General features: G+C 47.2%; 4 protein-coding genes. All 4 read left to right on the forward strand.

All coding sequences use genetic code 11. The annotated features are described in order from the left end of the window. Nucleotides 1–5 precede the first annotated feature (5 nt). A complete protein-coding gene (locus GTQ38_RS07410) occupies nt 6–1,940 on the forward strand; it encodes an OmpA family protein (RefSeq protein WP_161434863.1) in 1,935 nt (644 codons plus the stop codon). Nucleotides 1,941–2,180: 240 nt separating this feature from the next. Continuing rightward, entirely contained in the window at nt 2,181–6,623 is a 4,443-nt protein-coding gene (locus GTQ38_RS07415; RefSeq protein ID WP_161434864.1) for a beta strand repeat-containing protein, read from the forward strand. Between the two features lie 211 nt (nt 6,624–6,834). Continuing rightward, on the forward strand, nt 6,835–10,317 hold the full coding sequence (locus GTQ38_RS07420; protein WP_161434865.1) for an FG-GAP-like repeat-containing protein: 3,483 nt from the start codon (nt 6,835–6,837) through the stop codon (nt 10,315–10,317). Nucleotides 10,318–10,834: 517 nt separating this feature from the next. Next, complete coding sequence (locus GTQ38_RS07425) at nt 10,835–23,551, forward strand: beta strand repeat-containing protein (protein ID WP_161434866.1); 12,717 nt, start codon at nt 10,835–10,837, stop codon at nt 23,549–23,551. Nucleotides 23,552–23,559: the final 8 nt, after the last annotated feature.

Below are 23,559 nucleotides of genomic sequence, written 5' to 3' on the forward strand. Positions count from 1 at the left end.
CGGAAATGATGAAAAGATTACAATTATTACTGGCCCTTATTATCCTTATTAGCTGGAGCGGCAATGCCCAGGAGCGGCTGGTTACCAAGGGAAACGAAAGGTATGAGGAATATTCCTTTAGTCCCGCCATAGATATATATCAACGATTACTTGAAAAAGGTTTTGCTTCCTCAGATATTTTACAGAAGCTTGGAAACTCATACTATTTCAACGCGGATTACGAAAAGGCCGCGGAAGCATACAAACGCCTGACTGATGAGTACCCGGAAGATGTAGGTCCTGAGGTACTCTTTCGTTACGGACAGTCATTGAGAAGCTTAGGGGAATACACAGAGGCAGACGAGATCATGGATAAGTTTGCAGAAGCGACTTCCGAAGACGGCAGGGCAGGCAAGTTTATGACGGAAAAAGACTATAGGGATCAGATAGAGAGGAATTCAGGACGATATGATATCGCACCTTTTGAGTTCAATTCCAAATATTCCGAATTTGCCCCTACCTATTACAAAAGCGGTCTGCTGTTTTCTTCTGACCGTGATACCGGAAATCTTGCCAGATATCGGCATACATGGAATTCCAAGGATTTCCTGGATTTGTATAAGGTCAACGTGGATAGTGCTTCTTCCAATACCGTGATCAAACTGAAGAACGTTAACTCACGGCTGCATGAATCTACCTCAGTGAGTACTAAAGACGGAGATACCATCTACTTTACCAGGAATAATTTCAAAGACGGTAAGTATATTAAGGATGATAATGGCGTAATCCGGCTTAAAATATTCCGTGCGACCCTGGTAGATGGGGAATGGGGTAACCTGGAAGACCTGCCTTTTAACAGCGATTCATATTCCGTGGCCCATCCTGCTCTCGGCCCGGATGGGAAAACCCTTTATGTAGCATCGGACATGCCGGGAACCCGGGGAGCTTCGGATATTTTTAAGATCCCGATCAATGCTGATGGCACTTTCGGAACACCGGTAAATCTGGGAGATACGGTGAATACTGAGGCCAGGGAGACCTTTCCATACGTGACCTCAGAAGAAATACTGTATTTCTCCTCAGACGGACATCCCGGTCTGGGAGGACTTGACGTTTTCGCTACCAAAATTGCAGAGAACAAATACCAGCGTTCCGTACTTAATGTTGGCCGACCCGTTAACAGCAAGATGGATGATTTTACCTTCGTATTTACAGAAGAGTCCCGCAAGGGCTATTTCGCTTCCAATCGAAGAGGAGGTATGGGGGCAGACGATATCTATAGTTTTGTTGAATCAAGACCACTGGTCTTTGAATGTATACAGCCCATTACAGGGACGGTACGCGATAAGATCTCGAATGAAGTACTCGTTGGGGCTACCGTAAAGGTAATTGACGAGAATAATGAAGAGGTTCTCAGTGCCATAACAGATGACGAAGGGAATTACAGCCTTACCTGCGATTGTAATCAGGGTAATTTTGTAAGGGCCCAGACACAGGGATACGTGCCGGCGGAGGAATACCTGGCCAGGTCAGACGGAAAGCCCAGGATCATGGACTTCTACCTGGAAAGAGAAAAGGTTACCGCAGGTTTTGGGGATGATCTCGCCAAATTGTTGCAATTGAGTACAATCTATTTTGACTTCGATAGGTTTAATATAAGACCAGATGCAGAGATCGAGATACAGAAAGTTATCGCCGCAATGGAGAAATACCCAAGCCTAAAGATCAAGGCGAATTCGCATACGGATAGTCGAGGAGAAGATGCCTACAATCTATGGCTTTCTCAGAAAAGGGCAGAAGCAACAGTTAACTATATGATATCCAAAGGGATAGCCGCAGATCGGCTGGAAGGTGAAGGCTTTGGCGAAACCCGCCTGGTCAACGAATGTGCCAATGGGGTGAAATGCTCTAAGGTAGATCATGAGTTAAACAGAAGATCGGAATTTATCATCATAGAATAAATCTTGATTCCAAACCAAACCAACCAAACTCAATGCAGCCGTAAAAGGCTGCATTTTTTTCTACATCGAACAACCGGCAATAGCCCTGTATTAGCTCCCTCATAGACCAACTACAGCCTGTTTTTGATCGGCAAACCGCAACTTTCAGGTACTTCATGTGCTCTTTTCGGCCATATACAACAATTTTTGGGTGCTCTTGGACTGGTATGGTAGCTTTATCCTGACTAAATCCACCAATGAATGCTCCAAATAATGCTTAAAAAGTTTGGATCTGTCATACTATACCTACTTCTGACCACAGTTTGCTTTGGTCAACAAACCTATTTGGATACCTTTAGTTCGGTTTCGTACAGCCAGAATAACGGAACCGCGAATTTCGCCTCTAACTGGACGGAAAATAATGAAACGACGGATCCTTCAGGAGGCCGGATTAGAATTACTTCCAATCAATTGAGGTTCAACAACCTGGATGGTAGATGGATCTACAGGGATCTGGACCTTACAGGAGCGACCAGCGTTACCCTTTCACTGGACTATGATGCCACTTCCAGAGGCAATGAAGGATTGTACATTTACCTTTGGAATAACTCAACCTCCAACTATGACGTGATCGCTACCATAAACTCAACCAATACAGGTACGGTAAATTACAACCTCACTACAAATTATATTTCGGCCAACTCCAGAATTGCCATTGGTGGTATTGATTCTAACTGGAGTAACGGGGAAATCGTATTCATCGATAATGTACTTTTTACGGCCACCTTCGGAGCCACCATCACCATAGCAGATGTTACCGTGGATGAAGGAGCAGGAACAGCTACCTTTACTGCGACTCACACGGGGGCCAATACTACCGGGCCGTTTACGGTAAACTTTCAAACCGTGAACGGGACGGCTACTGCCGGTAGCGATTATACTTCCAATACCGGTACCCTGAATTTCAACGGCACATCAGGGGACACCGAACAGATCACTGTTTCGATCACGGATGACACTGATATAGAGAGTTCAGAGACCTTTACCATACAGTTTACGGGCACTTCAGACGGCTCTGTAACCATTACGGATACGGCGACCGGCACCATTACGGATAACGATTCCACCATAATCACGGACGGAACCACTACCACAACCTGTTCAACAGTATTCTTTGACTCCGGAGGAAGTGGGGGCAATTACGGCAATAGTGAAGACAGAACACATACTTTTTGTCCGGCTACTCCCGGTACTCAAATACGACTCAATTTTACAAGTTTTGATGTAGAAAATGGCTTCGATTTTCTTTATGTATACGAAGGAACCACTACAGGTGGTACACTGATCGGGCAATATCACAACGGCAATTTACCCCCATCGACAATCACTTCTTCAGACGCCTCAGGATGTCTGACCTTTAGATTTACTTCGGATGGAAGTGTAACCGATCCCGGATGGGAAATAGCGGTATCCTGTTATACCCCGGCTCCTGCATTGACAATAGACGATGTAGCAGTTGATGAAGATGCCGGTACGGCAACCTTTACAGTAACTCACACTGGTGTGAGTACCTCGGGGCCTTTTACGGTAAACTTTACCACCGCGGACGGCACGGCTACTGCCGGGCTGGACTATACGCTCACATCTGGTACATTAAGTTTCAACGGAACAGTCGGGGATACTGAGCAGATCGTAGTTCCGATTACAGATGATATGATCGTAGAAGGAGATGAAACCTTTACCATATCCTTCAATACCGTTTCGGATACTTCTGTGGATATTACAGACACCGCCACAGGAACCATCAATAACAATATTGGGGTGGATACCCCGCTCACCCTGTTTAATGAATTTAACGGTTACTACGATTACGCGGTTACCGGGGGAAGCCTTAGGGATCAGGACAACAATACGAATTCCTGCTCCATTACAACCTCCTCATCAAACACCCTTACAAGCACAGTACCAGCTACGGCGACCATTGAACGCGCCTATCTGTTCTGGGTACATTCAGGGGCTACACCAGACCTGGACGTTACCTTTGAAGGTCAGAACGTGACTGCTGCCTATGCCGATCAGACCAGTTTTGGTTCCAACGTATTCTATGCGATGATCGGAGACGTTACCACCCTGGTTTCCGGAGTAACGAATTTGTCTACCAATACCTTTGATTTTACCGGATTGACTATCGATAATGCGGATCCCTATTGCTCCAGTACCGTTGTGGTAGGGGGTTGGACCCTTATGGTCTTTTATTCGGATGACAGCCTGCCTGCGGTGAGTATTAACCTCTATCAGGGTTTTGACGGTGAACAAAACAACACCCAGAGTTTTACGCTCTCAGGATTCTACGCCATTGGGGCCTCAGGTGCCAAAACCACGGTATTGTCCTGGGAAGGAGATCAGACCCTGGCGAATAACGAATTACTGTCCCTGACAACCACTTCAGGTACTACTACCTTATCCGGGGATGGGGATAATGACGGATCAAGCACGAATAACCCCTTTAATTCCACCATTTTTGACAATACGGTAGTACCTAACGTAAACAATACCACCACCTACGGTCTGGATCTGGATACCTATGACATTTCCGCACTGATCTCTCAAGGGGAATCCAGTGCCACAACCAATGTACAGGTAGGGCAGGATTACGTAATGCTCAATGCGGTGATCCTGAAAGTACCCAGTAACATTATTGTAGGTTCCGTGTTTGAAGATGTCAATTACGGCGGAGGAGCCGGCAGGGATATGGCGACATCCTCAGGAGTGGGTGTGGAAAACGCTCGTGTGGAACTATACGATAGTACGGGTACTTTTGAAGAGTTTACAACAACGGATGCGACCGGGGCCTACGCTTTCGGTGGGATGGCCAACGGGGATTACAGCGTTAGGGTAGTAAGCAATACAGTGCGTTCTTCAAGAGGAGGAGGAGCAGCATGTACCACTTGTTTGCCTATTCTAACCTATAGAAGGAATTACACCACACTTGGTGGCTTTGTCAATATCACAAACGAGGTAGGAGGGGCAGATCCGACTGCCACCGATGTCGGAGCCGGAGTTCTGACCAATGCCCAAAACGTATCTACGGTTACCATTACGGCTGACGGGGTAGCTGGATTTGACTTCGGATTTAACTTCAATACCATAGTGAACACCAACGAGGATGGCCAGGGATCCCTTGAACAGTTTATTATAAATAGTAATAATCTGGATGAAACCGGCCTGGATATAGAAACTAACAGCATTTTTAACCCGGCCTCGGGAGAGGACACCTCAGTGTTTATGATCCCACCAACTGGCGATACACTTGGGCGGACCGCAGATGCGAATTTTGCAAGCGGTTATTTTGATATCACTATCACTAACGGTAATCCGCTGACCAATATTACAGATTCCAATACCGTCATTGATGGAAGAACACAAACAGCCTATTCAGGAGATACCAATTCAGGTTCCGTAGGTTCAGGAGGAACCACCGTCGGGGTTTCGGCCAACACCCTACCTAACTACGATCGGCCTGAGATCCAGTTGTATCGCAATAATGGTGATGTGCTGATCAACGAAGGCAGTTCCGTAACTATCAGGAATATCGCGGTTTATGCTGCAGTCAACGCCGGTATACGAGTAGATAACGGTTCTGCAACAATTTCTAATAATCTTCTTGGGGTGAACGCCCTGGGTGTGAATGCCGGTAATATAGAGCACGGTGTTGAGGTTATTGGTGGCGCAGCTACTATTGATGGAAATTTCATCAGTACCAATATAGATACCGGAGTGCGCGTGGATGGAGGAACTTCCACAATAATCCAAAATAACCATATTACTGCAAACGGAAACGGCGCTTGCGATGATAATATCACTATTGTAAGTGGTTCCGGAGTGGTAATCCAACGCAACCTCATTGAAAATGCCGCCTCGCTTGCTATTGATGGAGACGGCATCGCGGGAAGTGTCACCATTTCCGAAAATACTATAGCCACTTCAGGCCAAAATGGAGGTAATTGTAGCGGAAACGTTGAAAATGCGGGTATACTGCTGGATGGGAACAATTCATCCATTTCAAACAATATTATCCGGTCCAACGGAGGTCCTGGGATCGTCCTGGCGGGAGGTAACAGCTCAGGCAATCTTATCTCTCAAAACTCCATCTATGCCAACGGAACGGCCTCAGATGCTTTGGGAATAGACCTTGACAATACAGATGCGATTGGAGACGGAGTTACCTTGAATGATTCCGGGGATTCAGACACCGGTCCGAACGGCTCCCTGAACTTTCCGATTATCTCCGGTGCCTATATGTCTGGTAGTAATCTGGTGATCAGCGGTTGGGCCAGACCTGGAGCCACAATAGAATTCTTTTTAACTGATATTCAGCAGGGTACAGCAAGTGCAGGGGATAACGAACTGGGCCTTTCTACCGACTATGGAGAAGGACAAACCTACTTGGCCAGCGGCGTAGAGGGTAGTGTAGCAGATACCAACTCAGGAACTTCAGTCTATACTGATGCTGACGGGAATACCGACAACACCAACCAATTTGAATTTAGCATTCCGGTGGCATCGCCAATTACCCTGGGGAATCACATTACAGCCACAGCCACACTTTCTAACAGCACTTCGGAGTTTTCGCCTTTTAGCATCATAAAGATCAGAACCATTATTACTAACAGACGTATTACCTACAGGGTAAATCCAAACTAATCCACACTATCATAAATTTCCTACAAGATTTAGTCGTAACTATTTGTAAGTAAGTGATTTAAGGTTTTATAAGACCACATTTTTCTTTGATTAGATAGTGAGAACGCCAGACTTCACAACAATTATTTCAGTGACTACTGTTTTATTGTTTTTTTTGGGTCACAACTAATTACCATGCCTTGTACCCCCGCATCTATGGTAGCAGACACCAATGACACTACAATTCCGCTTTCTTCCCAAAAAAGGCTATACTTGTCTGTTATGGCTCAGTTGCCTTATGTTTACGGCCCTGCTTCAAAGTCAGACTACCTATACGGAAAGCGCTGCTTCATACAATCTTAATATCGGAAATGGTAAGGATGGCGGTCACGCCTGGGCGGATTATGACAACGATGGGGATCTGGATGTACTGGTGCTGATCAATAGTACTTCAATACGAAACTTCCTGATGCGCAATAACGGCAACGGAACCTTTACCAATGTACAGACGACTCTTGCACCGGGCATGATCGCCGGGGACCGGGCCGAAAGGCAGGCAGCCTGGGGAGATGTCAATAGCGATGGCAGGCCCGACTTTATGATGAATTCCTCCGGAACCTCCAGTTCGCAGGTGGCTATTCAACTCTTTATTCAGAACGCTGATGGTACTTTTGGTGATGGGATAGGAGGGACAACACCTATTACCGTCGGGGAAGCCAGCAGCGCTACGATTACCATTAATCCTTTAAATACAGAAGGTGCAGGGTTTTTCGATTTTGAAGGAGATGGTGACCTGGATATCTTTTTTGACAGCCATAATTATGGAATAGAGTTATTGCGGAACAATTATATTGATCATACCACCAATACGGTTGTAAATCCCGCTCCCTCCGCCCTTTTTACGCATATAACTACTGGTAATGGTAGCGGTGTAGTCAACTTTGGACTGAACCAGTTTGCTACCGATGGGGATTACGGGGCCGCGGCCGATGTCAATGACGATGGCTGGGTTGACCTTTTTATGCGGAAGCGAGATGAGAACGACTTTTTCCTGAACCAGGGAGGAACATTTACCAACGGCTCCGATGTGGCCCAGGCAGCTAACGGAAACAAAGGAGGTGTAGGGCTTTGGGATCTTGATAATGATGGGGATCTGGATGCCGTATGGACTGAGAACGACCTGACCCAGATCTTTAGAAATGATGGACCCGGCATTTGGACGGCTTTGGGTGCCGGCACCTTTCCCGGTCTTCCTCAACCCAGCGATACAGACAATGGCAGCTCATCAAACGATATTGATGCCCTTGCAGGAGGTGATGTGGACAACGACGGAGACATAGACATACTCTTAGTAGGAGATAGTCGAAGTTATCTCTTCATAAACCAATTAAACAGCCCGACGCCCGCTCCGGGAGTTGTCGGAAGTGGTACTGCCATGACCTTTACCTTAGATGCGGCTACCTTCAATACCCGAAACGGGGAAGGTGCTACCATGGTCGATATCGATGATGACGGAGATCTGGACATTTATATGAATATCAATCACAGTTCCGGGAATCAGTTGTTCATTAATAATCTTCCCGCGGCGAACCGAAATAATCACCTGCTTATTGACGTTTCTGAAGATCGGGGCGCCAACGGCTCCACCGGGGGAACACCGGAACGTGTGGCCATAGGTACAAACGTTCTCATCCGGGATTGTGCAGGGAATATTGTCAGTGGCTTAAGGCAGGTAAACGGGGTATACGGGCATGGTACCCAGTCCCCTGAAGAGGTGCATTTTGGTTTGCCCCTTGGAGAAAGTGAAACCTATATCATTGAAGTTCGTTACCCCAATTTCTACGACCCCTCGGACCCTAGCGGGTTTTCGCGGCTTATAGCCACCATCGTCGCTCAGCCCAGCACCATACCCGGTACTAACCATTACGATCTTTCAACTACGGATGCGGAAATCGTGGAAAACGTCAATCCCCCGGATGCCGTGGACGACTTCTTTACTCTTTCGGCCGGTACAACCATTTCTATTCAACTGAGCCTGTTCGATAATGATTCAGAACCGGACGGAGAGAATTTCTTTATTGACAGCGTGGTACAACCTGCAATAGGCTCAGTGGTAATTGATGATGCGGATGCTGGCCTGGTGACCTTTACCTACAGCGCGGGAACGCCATTCCCCGGCACTACCTTTGACTATACCATTACGGATTCTACAGTCTCTATTTGTCCCGCATTAGGCTTAAGCGATACGGCAACTGTTACCCTCTACGAACCCTGTGCTGATCCGGGTGGAACAGATTCTGACGGAGACGGTATAAACGATGTATGTGATGAAGACGATGATAACGACGGTATACTGGACCAGGTGGAGAGTCCCAGGTCTGTTTTGTGGGTCACCAATGGTACTCCGGGTTCCGAAGAGCAAAATACCATAGACAAACTCGTTGCTTTAGGGTATTCTGTTACCGTCGTAGACGACAATGTGGGAGGAAATGCAGATAATTTTGACGTTACTTTTGTTTTTGAGGACGTTTTTAGTGGAACCGCTTTTGCCAATGTAGCTAACCTCGCAACAACCACAAAAGGGGTTATCACCAGTGAACCCGCCCTACACGACGAAATTCTCGGAGCCGCGAGTGGTGGCGCCAGTGTAAACAACTTGATCAATATTATAGATAATACCCATCCTATTACATCTGGCTTGTCCCTGGGCAATTTGGATATTAATGATGCCGAATATTACGGAAATAGCTTAACTACCGGAACAGTTCTGGGGAGGCATCCCAATGGGCAGGCCTCTGTGGCAGCCTGGGAACAGGGAGACGCCATGGAAACCGGCACAGCGCCCGGTAGAAGGGCCATAGTCCCTCAAACCAATGGAAATGGGGCTTTCAATGCTGCAGGTGAAGATCTCCTGGTACAGGCCATTATTTGGACAGCCAGTTCAGATACTGATTTGGACGGAATAGATGATCATCTGGATCTGGACAGTGATAACGATGGCATTTACGATGTAGTGGAAGCCGGGCATGACATTGCTCACACGGCAGGAAAGCTAACAGCAGCAGTTGGCCTGGACGGGGTTGCAGATAGTGTACAGGCTTCAGGACAGGAAGACAGCGGAACTGTGATTTATACCCTACTCGATTCGGATGGCGATTCTAACTACGACTTTAGGGAGGGAGACAGTGATAACGATGGTTGTAATGATGCTGATGAGGCTTATGGCGACTCCAACACGGATGTGGATGACAACGGAATGTACGGTACGGGCAGCCCGGCAGTAGACGCGAACGGAAGCGTAACCGCAGCATCATATCCGGTACCGGCGGATGCGAATACCAACAGCACTTTTGACTATCGTGAAGCGGCATCCCCTCCGGCCATAAGCGTCCAACCCGCAGATACCACCATTTGTCCGGGATGTACTGGATCTTTTTCGGTAACAGCCACAAATGCAGATACTTATCAATGGCAGCGTTTTAATGGAAGTAGCTGGGTAGACCTGGCTGATGGTGGTATTTACAGTGGAACCGCTACGGCTACTTTAACCTTGACCAATGTCACTACCGCGGAAAATGGGAATCAGTACAGGGTAGTTGTCTCCAGTACAACCTATGTCTGCGACGTAATCACCTCAAATACAGCTACTTTAACCGTTGCGGCAAACTCGGTTATTACCAATAGACGGATAACATATAGAGTGGATCCGAACTAGCGTAATTACCACAGAAAAGAACCACAGAAGTTAGGATTTTTCTTACCTCCCGGGGCACTCGCTAAACGTTGCTATAATTGGGTTGATCGACCAACGAAACCTTAGAAAATCGATGAAATACATTCCAAAACCTCAACTTTTGACCCCTATACAGTAAGAATATCCACTTTTACAACATTTATTTTCCAGTGGTAGGTATAGGATTAAATTTGTATGGTGTAATTAAACCATTTGATTTATAGATAGATACAATCGGTTTGTTACCCCCAAATTTGAATAACTTGACCAAACTTAATGGAGTTTAAATCCAGAAAAAACCATGGTAACCCTAAAACCTACTTCAGGTTAGCTTTTCCTAATTTTTTCATTTCGGAAATCATCATCCATTATTGGACGAGTTGTTTTTGTCGTTTGTTTTAAACGTCTTGTTTCTAAGAACGCTATATGAATGAGACAGCATATGGGTTGGTTACCCAAATCTAAAAGAACGAAAAAGACGATACGTAAAGCTACAGTCATGGATAAAAGAATTCTATTACTCATTTTCCTGATATCCGGATTTGCCTATTCGCAGACTACCGTAACGTTACAGGATCAATGTAACTGTGAGGTACTAAGCGGTACGGCGGTCACGGCTCCTGGAGCCACCTCTCCAACGGGTGCAGATACGGGTGATATCTATGTAAATACCACTACCGGGACCATCTTTTACTGGGACGGCACTTCCTGGGAGCTGACCTCTTCCGATGACCAGCAGCTTCAGAATTTTAGCTTTAACGCTGGAACTAACCAACTTACCCTCGTATTGGAGAACGGAGGTACATTGAGCGTAGATTTATCAGTACTGGATAACAGCGGAACGGACAATCAGGATGCCACTGAGGTTAACCTGAACGGACCCGTTGATGTTGATGGGGATGGGAATAATGAACTGACTGTTCAGCAAGCCATAGAGGATCTGGCAGCGATTACGGAGACCGTCACGAATATGGTGGATAATGGGGATGGTTTTATTACCTATACCAATGAGGCTGGAGCGACACAGACAGTAGCTAAAGCGGATATTACGGATAACGGGGACGGCACTTATACTTTTACAAACAACGACGGTACTGACGTGACCCTTGATACCAATGCGGGAACCAACCCGTATGACAACACCACATCGGGTCTTACGGCAACCAATGTTCAGGACGCTATCGATGAGATCAACGCGGCTGCCGGAACGGTGGCTTTGGTGGACAATGGAGACGGTACCTACGACTTTACGGATGCCGGCGGAAATACCACCACCATTACCGATACCTCGATCTCAACCATCACAGACAACGGCGATGGCACTTATACCTATACGGATGAAACCGGGGCCACCCAAACCATCGACACCAATGCCGGAACCAACCCGTATGACAATACCACATCGGGCCTTACGGCAACCAATGTTCAGGATGCTATTGATGAGATCAACGCGGCTGCCGGAACGGTGGCTTTAGTGGATAATGGCGACGGTACTTACGACTTTACCGATGCCGGCGGAAACACCACCACCATTACCGATACCTCGATTTCCACCATCACAGATAACGGGGATGGTACTTATACCTATACCGATGAAACCGGGGCCACCCAAACTATCGATACCAATGCGGGAACCAACCCGTATGACAACACCACATCGGGTCTTACGGCAACCAATGTTCAGGATGCTATTGATGAGATCAACGCGGCTGCCGGAACGGTGGCTTTAGTGGATAATGGCGACGGTACTTACGACTTTACCGATGCTGGCGGAAACACCACTACCATTACGGATACCTCGATTTCCACCATCGCAGATAACGGGGATGGTACTTATACCTATACGGATGAAACCGGGGCCACCCAAACTATCGATACCAATGCGGGAACCAACCCGTATGACAATACCACATCGGGCCTGACAGCGACCAATGTTCAGGATGCTATTGATGAGATCAACGCGGCTGCCGGAACGGTGGCTTTAGTGGATAATGGCGACGGTACTTACGACTTTACCGATGCCGGTGGCAACACCACTACCATTACCGATACCTCAATCTCGACCATCACAGACAACGGCGATGGTACCTATACCTATACGGATGAGACCGGGGCTACCCAAACCATCGACACCAATGCGGGAACCAACCCGTATGACAATACCACATCGGGTCTTACGGCAACCAATGTTCAGGATGCTATCGATGAGATCAACGCGGCTGCCGGAACGGTGGCTTTAGTGGATAATGGCGACGGAACTTACGACTTTACCGATGCCGGCGGAAACACCACCACCATTACCGATACCTCAATCTCGACCATCACCGACAATGGGGATGGCACTTATACCTATACCGATGAAACCGGGGCCACCCAAACTATCGATACCAATGCGGGAACCAACCCGTATGACAATACCACATCGGGCCTGACAGCGACCAATGTTCAGGATGCTATTGACGAGATCAACGCGGCTGCCGGAACGGTGGCTTTAGTGGATAATGGCGACGGTACTTACGACTTTACCGATGCCGGCGGAAATACCACCACCATTACCGATACCTCGATTTCCACCATCGCAAATAATGGGGATGGTACCTATACCTATACGGATGAGACCGGGGCCACCCAAACCATCGATACCAATGCGGGAACCAACCCGTATGACAATACCACATCGGGCCTGACAGCGACGAATGTTCAGGATGCTATTGATGAGATCAACGCGGCTGCCGGAACGGTGGCTTTAGTGGATAATGGAGACGGTACTTACGACTTTACCGATGCTGGCGGAAACACCACTACCATTACGGATACGTCGATTTCTACCATCGCTAATAACGGCGATGGAACTTATACCTATACCGACGAGACGGGGGCTACCCAAACCATCGATACCAATGCGGGAACCAACCCGTATGACAACACCACATCGGGCCTTACGGCAACCAATGTTCAGGATGCCATTGACGAGATCAACGCGGCTGCCGGAACGGTGGCTTTAGTGGATAATGGCGACGGTACTTACGACTTTACCGATGCCGGTGGAAACACCACTACCATTACGGATACCTCGATTTCTACCATCGCTAATAACGGCGATGGCACCTATACCTATACCGATGAAACCGGGGCTACCCAGACCATCGACACCAATGCGGGAACCAACCCGTATGACAATACCACATCGGGCCTGACAGCGACCAATGTTCAGGATGCTATTGATGAGATCAACGCGGCTGCCGGAACGGTGGCTTTAGTGGATAATGGCGACGGTACTTACGACTTTACCGATGCTGGCGGAAACACCACCACCATTACGGATACATCGATTTCCACCATTACCGATAATGGGGATGGCACCTATACCTATACGGATGAAACCGGGGCAACCCAAACCATCGACACCAATGCTGGTACCAACCCGTATGACAACACCACATCGGGCCTGACAGCGACCAATGTTCAGGATGCCATTGACGAGATCAACGCGGCTGCCGGAACGGTAGCTTTGGTGGATAATGGAGACGGTACTTACGACTTTACCGATGCCGGCGGAAACACCACTACCATTACGGATACGTCGATTTCTACCATCGCTAATAACGGCGATGGCACCTATACCTATACGGATGAGACGGGAGCTACCCAGACCATCGACACCAATGCCGGTACCAACCCGTATGACAATACCACATCGGGCCTTACGGCAACCAATGTTCAGGCTGCCATTGACGAGATCAACGCGGCTGCCGGAACGGTGGCTTTAGTGGATAATGGCGACGGTACTTACGACTTTACGGATGCCGGTGGAAACACCACCACCATTACGGATACGTCGATTTCTACCATCGCTAATAACGGCGATGGCACCTATACCTATACGGATGAGACGGGAGCTACCCAGACCATCGACACCAATGCGGGAACCAACCCGTATGACAACACCACATCAGGCCTGACAGCGACGAATGTTCAGGCTGCCATCGATGAGATCAACGCGGCTGCCGGAACGGTGGCTTTAGTGGATAATGGCGACGGTACTTACGACTTTACGGATGCCGGTGGAAACACCACCACCATTACGGATACCTCGATTTCCACCATCGCTAATAACGGTGATGGCACCTATACCTATACGGATGAGACGGGAGCTACCCAGACCATCGACACCAATGCGGGAACCAACCCGTATGACAACACCACATCAGGCCTGACAGCGACGAACGTACAGGCTGCGATTGATGAGTTGAATACAAATAGCACAGACGATCAGAATATTAGTGGTTCCGGACTTAGTGGAACCGACTTGACTATAGGCATTGAGAATGGAACTAATGAAACTGTTGACCTGTCCTCTCTGGTTGATGATGCGGATGCAGTGATCGGAAACGAATATAACACGGGCGTGGCAATGAATGCCGGTAGCCTGGAGGTTATCGATGGAGGAGGCACCCTGTCTGAAAGCCTCATAAGTACCGATGCGAATAATGATATTATTGCCGGTTCGGACGGTTCGCTCTATTTGAATGTGGCATCAGTGACTATCGCAGAGACCGTGACTAATATTGTGGATAATGCCGATGGAACCTTTACTTATACCAATGAAAATGGGGTACCCCAGACGATCAACAAATCTGATGTAACAGATAATGGGGACGGTACCTATACTTTTACCAATAATGACGGTTCTGATGTGACTCTTGACACCAGGGCTTCCAGCAACCCATATGATAATACGACTTCAGGATTGACTGCAACAAATGTCCAGGCGGCGATTGATGAGGTATCTGCCGGGAGTACAGACGATCAGAACATCAGTGGATCCGGACTTTCGGGTACCGATCTTACCATTGGAATAGAAAACGGTACTTCCGAGACTGTAGACCTTTCCAGTCTTGTCGGCACTGATGATCAAACTGCCGCAGAGGTCACTTATGATAATACTACATCAGGATTAACAGCTGCCAATGTACAGGCCGCTATTGATGAATTAAATACGAATAGCACCGATGATCAGAACATCAGTGGATCAGGCCTTGCCGGTACAGATCTGACCATAGGGATTGAAAATGGTACTTCTGAGACTGTTGACCTTTCCAGCCTTGTGGGAACAGACGATCAGAACATCAGCGGATCCGGACTTTCAGGAACTGATCTTACCATCGGCATAGAAAATGGTACTTCAGAGACAGTAGACCTTTCCAGCCTGGTGGGTACAGATGATCAGAATATTGAAAACCTGGCTGTTAACACTACAACCAACGTCTTGACCGTAGGTATTGAGGACGGTACAAGTCAGACTGTAGACCTTTCACACCTGGATGATGCGGGTACGGATGACCAGAACATCAGCGGATCAGGGCTTTCAGGTACTGATCTTACTATAGGAATTGAGAATGGTACTTCGGAGATAGTAGATCTTTCCAGCCTTGTGGGTACTGACGATCAGAATATCGAAAACCTGGCTGTCAATACGACCACTAATGTGTTGACTGTAGGTATCGAGGATGGTACCAGTCAGACTGTAGACCTGTCACACCTGGATGATGCCGGTACGGACGATCAGAATATCAGTGGATCAGGACTTTCAGGTACCGATCTTACCATAGGTATAGAAAATGGTACTTCAGAGACAGTAGACCTTTCCAGTCTTGTCGGCACTGATGATCAAACTGCCGCAGAGGTCACTTATGATAATACTACATCAGGATTGACAGCTGCCAACGTACAGGCCGCTTTTGATGAATTAAATACGAATAGCACCGATGATCAGAACATCAGTGGATCAGGCCTTGCCGGTACAGATCTGACCATAGGGATTGAAAACGGTACTTCCGAAACCGTAGATCTTTCCAGCCTTGTTGGAACAGATGACCAGAATATCAGCGGATCCGGACTTTCAGGTACTGATCTTACCATAGGAATTGAGAATGGTACCAATGAAACCATAGACCTTTCATCTCTTGTAGATGATGCGGATGCCGTGATCGGAAACGAATATAATACCGCCGTAACCATGAACGCCGGTAGTTTGGAGGTTACTGATGGAGGCGGTACACTGTCCGACAATTTAATCAGTACGGACGCTAACAACGACATAAGTGCTGGTTCTGATGGGGCATTATATCTCAATGTGGCTTCTGTTACTATATCTGAGACCATAACCAACCTTGTGGATAACGGTGACGGAACCTTTACCTATACCAATGAAAATGGGGTGCCGCAGACGGTCAGCAAGGCAGACATTACGGACAATGCTGATGGTACTTATACCTTTACCAATAATGATGGTACAGATGTAACTTTGGATACCAGGGCTTCCAGCAATCCTTATGACAATACTACTTCCGGTCTTACGGCTACCAATGTACAGGCTGCAATTGACGAAGTAGCTTCCGGAAGCACTGACGATCAGAACATCAGTGGATCTGGTCTTTCAGGAACCGATCTTACTATAGGAATAGAGAACGGAACTTCGGAGACAGTAGATCTTTCCAGCCTTGTTGGAACTGACGATCAGAACATCGAGAGCCTTGCTGTCAATACGACCACAAACGTACTTACTGTCGGTATCGAAGATGGTACCAGTCAGACCGTGGACCTGTCTCACCTGGATGATGCGGGTACGGACGATCAGAACATCAGCGGATCAGGGCTTTCAGGTACTGATCTTACTATAGGAATTGAGAATGGTACCTCGGAAACTGTCGACCTGTCCAGCCTTGTAGGAACTGACGATCAGAATATCGAAAATCTGGCTGTTAACACTACAACTAACGTCTTGACCGTGGGTATTGAGGATGGTACAAGCCAGACTGTAGACCTGTCCCACCTGGACGATGCCGGTACGGACGATCAGAACATCAGCGGATCAGGCCTTTCTGGAACCGATCTTACCATTGGAATCGAGAACGGAACTTCAGAAACTGTTGACCTGTCCAGCCTTGTGGGTACTGACGATCAGACTGCTGCAGAGGTCACTTATGATAATACAACATCAGGATTGACAGCTGCCAATGTGCAGGCCGCTATTGACGAATTGAATACGAATAGTACCGATGATCAGAATATCAGTGGATCCGGACTTTCAGGAACTGATCTTACCATAGGAATTGAGAATGGTACTTCAGAGACAGTAGACCTGTCTAGCCTTGTTGGCACGGACGATCAGAATATCGAAAACCTGGCTGTCAATACCACTACAAATGTGCTCACAGTAGGTATTGAAGATGGTACAAGCCAGACCGTAGACCTCTCGCATTTAGACGATGCTGGTACGGATGATCAGAACATCAGCGGATCTGGCCTTTCAGGAACCGATCTTACTATAGGAATAGAGAACGGAACTTCGGAGACGGTAGACCTGTCGAGCCTTGTTGGTTCGGATGATCAGAATATCAGCGGATCAGGGCTTTCAGGCACCGATCTTACCATAGGAATTGAGAATGGTACTTCGGAGACAGTAGATCTTTCCAGCCTTGTTGGTACTGACGATCAGAATATCGAAAACCTGGCTGTCAATACGACCACTAATGTGTTGACTGTAGGTATCGAGGATGGTACCAGTCAAACGGTAGACCTCTCGCATTTAGACGATGCCGGTACGGACGATCAGAATATCAGCGGATCCGGACTTTCAGGAACTGATCTTACCATTGGAATTGAGAACGGTACTTCGGAAACTGTTGACCTGTCCAGTCTTGTGGGTACTGACGATCAAACTGCCGCAGAGGTCACTTATGATAATACAACATCAGGACTGACAGCTGCCAATGTACAGGCCGCTATTGATGAATTAAATACGAATAGCACTGATGATCAGAATATCAGCGGTTCCGGACTTTCAGGAACTGATCTTACCATCGGCATAGAAAATGGTACTTCAGAGACCGTAGACCTGTCTAGCCTTGTTGGTTCGGACGATCAGAATATCAGCGGATCGGGGCTTTCGGGTACGGATTTAACGATTGGAATTGAAAACGGTACTTCGGAGACTGTAGACCTGTCCAGCCTTGTGGGTACTGACGATCAGAATATCAGCGGATCGGGGCTTTCGGGTACGGATTTAACGATTGGAATTGAAAACGGTACTTCAGAGACCGTAGATCTTTCCAGCCTTGTTGGAACTGACGATCAGAATATTGAGAGCCTGGCTGTTAACACTACAACCAATGTATTGACCGTGGGTATCGAGAATGGTACAAGTCAGACTGTAGACCTGTCCCACCTGGATGATGCGGGTACGGACGATCAGAACATCAGTGGATCTGGCCTTTCAGGTACAGATCTTACCATTGGCATTGAGAATGGAACCAGTGAAACTGTTGATCTTTCTTCACTTGTTGACGATGCCGATGCCGTAATCGGGAACGAATACAATACGGGCCTGGCCATGAATGCCGGCAGTATTGAGGTTACAGATGGAGGTGGAACGCTTTCCGAAAGCCTTATCAGTACAGACGCGAATAATGATATTGCCTCAGGTTCTGACGGTGCCCTGTACCTTAATGTGGCCTCCGTCACTATATCTGAGACCATTACAAATCTGGTGGATAACGGTGATGGGACCTTTACCTATACCAATGAAAATGGGGTGCCACAGACAGTTAGCAAGGCAGACATTACGGACAATGCAAATGGTACTTATACCTTTACGAACAATGATGGTTCAGATGTGACTCTGGATACAAGGGCTTCCAGTAACCCCTATGATAACACCACTTCTGGTCTTACGGCAACCAATGTTCAGGCTGCAATTGACGAAGTGGCTTCCGGAAGCACAGACGATCAGAACATCAGTGGATCTGGCCTGTCAGGTACTGATCTTACTATTGGAATCGAGAACGGTACTTCAGAGACAGTTGACCTTTCCAGCCTTGTAGGTAGCGACGATCAGAATATCAGTGGATCCGGACTTTCAGGAACTGATCTTACCATTGGAATTGAAAATGGTACTTCAGAGACTGTAGATCTTTCCAGCCTTGTAGGTACTGACGATCAAACTGCTGCAGAGGTTACTTATGATAATACTACATCAGGATTGACAGCTGCCAATGTACAGGCCGCTATTGATGAATTAAATACGAATAGCACTGATGATCAGAATATCAGTGGATCTGGCCTTTCTGGTACTGATCTTACTATAGGAATTGAGAACGGTACTTCAGAGACTGTAGACCTGTCTAGCCTTGTTGGAACAGACGATCAGAATATCGAGAGCCTTGCCGTCAATACGACCACAAATGTACTTACTGTAGGTATCGAGGATGGTACCAGTCAGACCGTAGACCTCTCGCATTTAGACGATGCCGGTACGGACGATCAGAATATCAGCGGATCCGGACTTTCAGGAACCGATCTTACCATAGGAATTGAGAACGGTACTTCAGAGACTGTAGACCTGTCTAGCCTTGTGGGTACTGACGATCAGAATATCGAAAACCTGGCTGTTAACACTACAACTAACGTCTTGACCGTGGGTATTGAGGATGGTACCAGTCAGACTGTAGACCTTTCACACCTGGATGATGCGGGTACGGACGACCAGAATATCAGCGGATCCGGACTTTCAGGTACCGATCTTACCATAGGAATTGAGAATGGTACTTCAGAGACTGTAGACCTTTCCAGCCTTGTTGGTTCGGACGATCAGAACATCAGTGGATCCGGACTTTCTGGTACCGATCTTACCATAGGTATAGAAAATGGTACTTCGGAAACTGTAGACCTTTCCAGCCTTGTCGGAACTGACGATCAGAATATCGAGAGCCTTGCCGTAAATACGACCACAAATGTACTTACTGTAGGTATCGAGGATGGTACCAGTCAAACGGTAGACCTCTCGCATTTAGACAATGCCGGTACGGATGACCAGAACATCAGTGGATCCGGCCTTTCTGGAACCGATCTTACCATAGGAATTGAGAATGGCACCTCGGAAACTGTAGACCTGTCTAGCCTTGTGGGTACTGACGATCAAACTGCTGCAGAGGTTACTTATGATAATACAACATCAGGATTGACAGCTGCCAATGTACAGGCTGCTATTGATGAATTAAATACGAATAGCACTGATGATCAGAATATCAGCGGATCCGGCCTTTCAGGTACTGATCTTACTATAGGAATAGAGAACGGTACTTCGGAAACTGTCGATCTATCCAGCCTTGTTGGAACTGACGATCAGAATATCGAGAGCCTTGCCGTAAATACGACCACAAATGTACTTACTGTAGGTATTGAGGATGGTACCAGTCAGACTGTAGACCTTTCACACCTGGACGATGCCGGTACGGATGATCAAAATATTAGTGGATCCGGACTTTCAGGTACCGATCTTACCATAGGTATAGAAAATGGTACTTCGGAAACTGTAGACCTTTCCAGCCTTGTGGGTACTGACGATCAAACTGCTGCAGAGGTTACTTATGATAATACAACATCAGGATTGACAGCTGCCAATGTACAGGCCGCTATTGATGAATTAAATACGAATAGCACTGATGATCAGAATATTAGCGGATCCGGACTTTCAGGAACCGATCTTACTATAGGAATAGAGAACGGTACTTCAGAGACTGTAGATCTTTCCAGCCTGGTGGGTAGTGATGACCAGAACATCAGCGGTTCCGGACTTTCAGGAACTGATCTTACCATAGGAATTGAGAATGGTACCTCGGAAACTGTCGACCTGTCCAGCCTTGTTGGAACTGACGATCAGAACATCGAGAGCCTTGCTGTCAATACGACCACAAATGTACTTACTGTAGGTATCGAGGACGGTACCAGTCAGACTGTAGACCTGTCTCATCTGGATGATGCCGGGACGGACGATCAGAATATCAGCGGTTCCGGCCTTTCAGGTACTGATCTTACTATAGGAATAGAGAACGGTACTTCGGAAACTGTCGATCTATCCAGCCTTGTTGGAACTGACGATCAGAATATCGAGAGCCTTGCCGTAAATACGACCACAAATGTACTTACTGTAGGTATCGAGGATGGTACCAGTCAAACGGTAGACCTCTCGCATTTAGACGATGCCGGTACGGATGACCAGAATATCAGTGGATCCGGACTTTCAGGTACTGATCTTACCATTGGCATTGAGAACGGTACTTCAGAAACTGTGGATCTTTCGAGCCTTGTTGGCACTGATGATCAGAACATCGAGAGTCTTGCCGTCAATACGACCACAAATGTACTTACTGTAGGTATCGAGGATGGTACCAGTCAGACTGTAGACCTCTCGCATTTAGACGATGCAGGTACAGATGATCAGAATATCAGTGGATCTGGGCTTTCAGGAACGGATCTTACCATAGGAATTGAGAATGGTACTTCAGAGACTGTAGACCTTTCCAGCCTTGTTGGTTCGGATGATCAGAACATCAGTGGATCTGGGCTTTCGGGTACGGATTTAACGATTGGAATTGAGAACGGTACTTCAGAGACTGTAGACCTGTCCAGCCTTGTTGGAACAGACGATCAGAACATCGAGAGTCTTGCCGTCAATACGACCACAAACGTACTTACTGTAGGTATCGAGGATGGTACCAGTCAGACTGTAGACCTGTCACACCTGGATGATGCCGGTACGGATGATCAGAATATTAGCGGATCCGGACTTTCAGGAACCGATCTTACTATAGGAATAGAGAACGGTACTTCAGAGACTGTAGATCTTTCCAGCCTGGTGGGTAGTGATGACCAGAACATCAGCGGTTCCGGACTTTCAGGAACTGATCTGACCATTGGCATCGAAAACGGTACTTCGGAAACTGTAGACCTATCAAGTCTTGTCGGTTCGGATGATCAGAACATCAGCGGTTCCGGACTTTCAGGAACTGATCTGACCATTGGCATCGAAAACGGTACTTCGGAAACCGTAGACCTGTCCAGCCTTGTTGGAACAGACGATCAGAATATCGAGAGCCTGGCTGTCAATACGACCACAAATGTACTTACTGTAGGTATCGAGGATGGTACCAGTCAGACTGTAGACCTCTCGCATTTAGACGATGCAGGTACAGATGATCAGAATATCAGTGGATCGGGGCTTTCGGGTACGGATTTAACGATTGGAATTGAAAACGGTACTTCAGAGACTGTGGATCTTTCCAGCCTTGTTGGAACAGACGATCAGAATATCAGCGGATCCGGACTTTCAGGAACCGATCTTACCATTGGAATTGAGAACGGTACTTCAGAGACTGTAGATCTTTCCAGCCTTGTTGGTTCGGATGATCAGAATATCAGCGGATCTGGCCTTTCAGGAACGGATCTTACCATTGGAATAGAAAATGGTACTTCAGAGACTGTAGACCTGTCCAGCCTTGTTGGAACAGACGATCAGAATATCGAGAGCCTTGCCGTAAATACGACCACAAATGTACTTACCGTTGGTATCGAGGATGGTACCAGTCAGACCGTAGACCTCTCGCATTTAGACGATGCCGGTACGGATGATCAGAATATCAGTGGATCCGGACTTTCTGGTACTGATCTTACTATCGGCATAGAAAATGGTACTTCAGAGACTGTGGATCTTTCCAGCCTTGTAGGTACAGATGATCAAAATATCCAGGCGCTTGCTGTAAATACTACTACAAATGTACTGACCGTAGGTATTGAAAATGGAAGCGGTCAAACGGTAGACCTTTCACATTTGGACGATGCAGGTACAGACGATCAGAACATCAGCGGATCAGGATTATCCGGTACTGACTTAACCATTGGAATAGAAAACGGTACTTCAGAGACTGTAGACCTGTCCAGCCTTGTTGGTACGGACGATCAGAACGCCTCTGAAGTTAATTCAGACACTCCTGTAGATGTGGATGGAGATGGCAATACTGAGGCCACCGTAGAAGATGTGATTCAGGATATCGCGCCGATTACGGCAAAAGCCGCCAGGATCTTTTATCCGCCTTCTATCGCGGTGGACGCTTCAACCAATGGAACCTTCAATATTGATCTTTACGCACAATACACTGCACAGTACGGTTCACCTACCGTGGCAAGTGCAGGGGCTCCTGCCGCCGTACCCACATATACGGCAACCGAGCTGTATTACTACGTAACCTACGCTGATCCGGCAGTATTCAATACCGCGACAATGAGTATCGATGCTAATGGTGTACTTACTTATACCATCATAGGTCAACCTGCGGATTATAACTCCCTGATCAATGTAGTCTTCGTAGTTAAATAATTAAGTAA

The sequence above is a fragment of the Poritiphilus flavus genome, from assembly GCF_009901585.1.
In the GTDB taxonomy this organism is placed as follows: Bacteria; Bacteroidota; Bacteroidia; order Flavobacteriales; family Flavobacteriaceae; genus Poritiphilus; species Poritiphilus flavus.

Bases quoted from the DNA above. Each gene is read 5' to 3' on its own strand.
- GTQ38_RS07410 (WP_161434863.1), top strand. From the start codon at position 6: ATGATGAAAAGATTACAATTATTACTGGCCCTTATTATCCTTATTAGC.
- GTQ38_RS07415 (WP_161434864.1), top strand. From the start codon at position 2,181: ATGCTCCAAATAATGCTTAAAAAGTTTGGATCTGTCATACTATACCTA.
- GTQ38_RS07420 (WP_161434865.1), top strand. From the start codon at position 6,835: ATGACACTACAATTCCGCTTTCTTCCCAAAAAAGGCTATACTTGTCTG.
- GTQ38_RS07425 (WP_161434866.1), top strand. From the start codon at position 10,835: ATGGATAAAAGAATTCTATTACTCATTTTCCTGATATCCGGATTTGCC.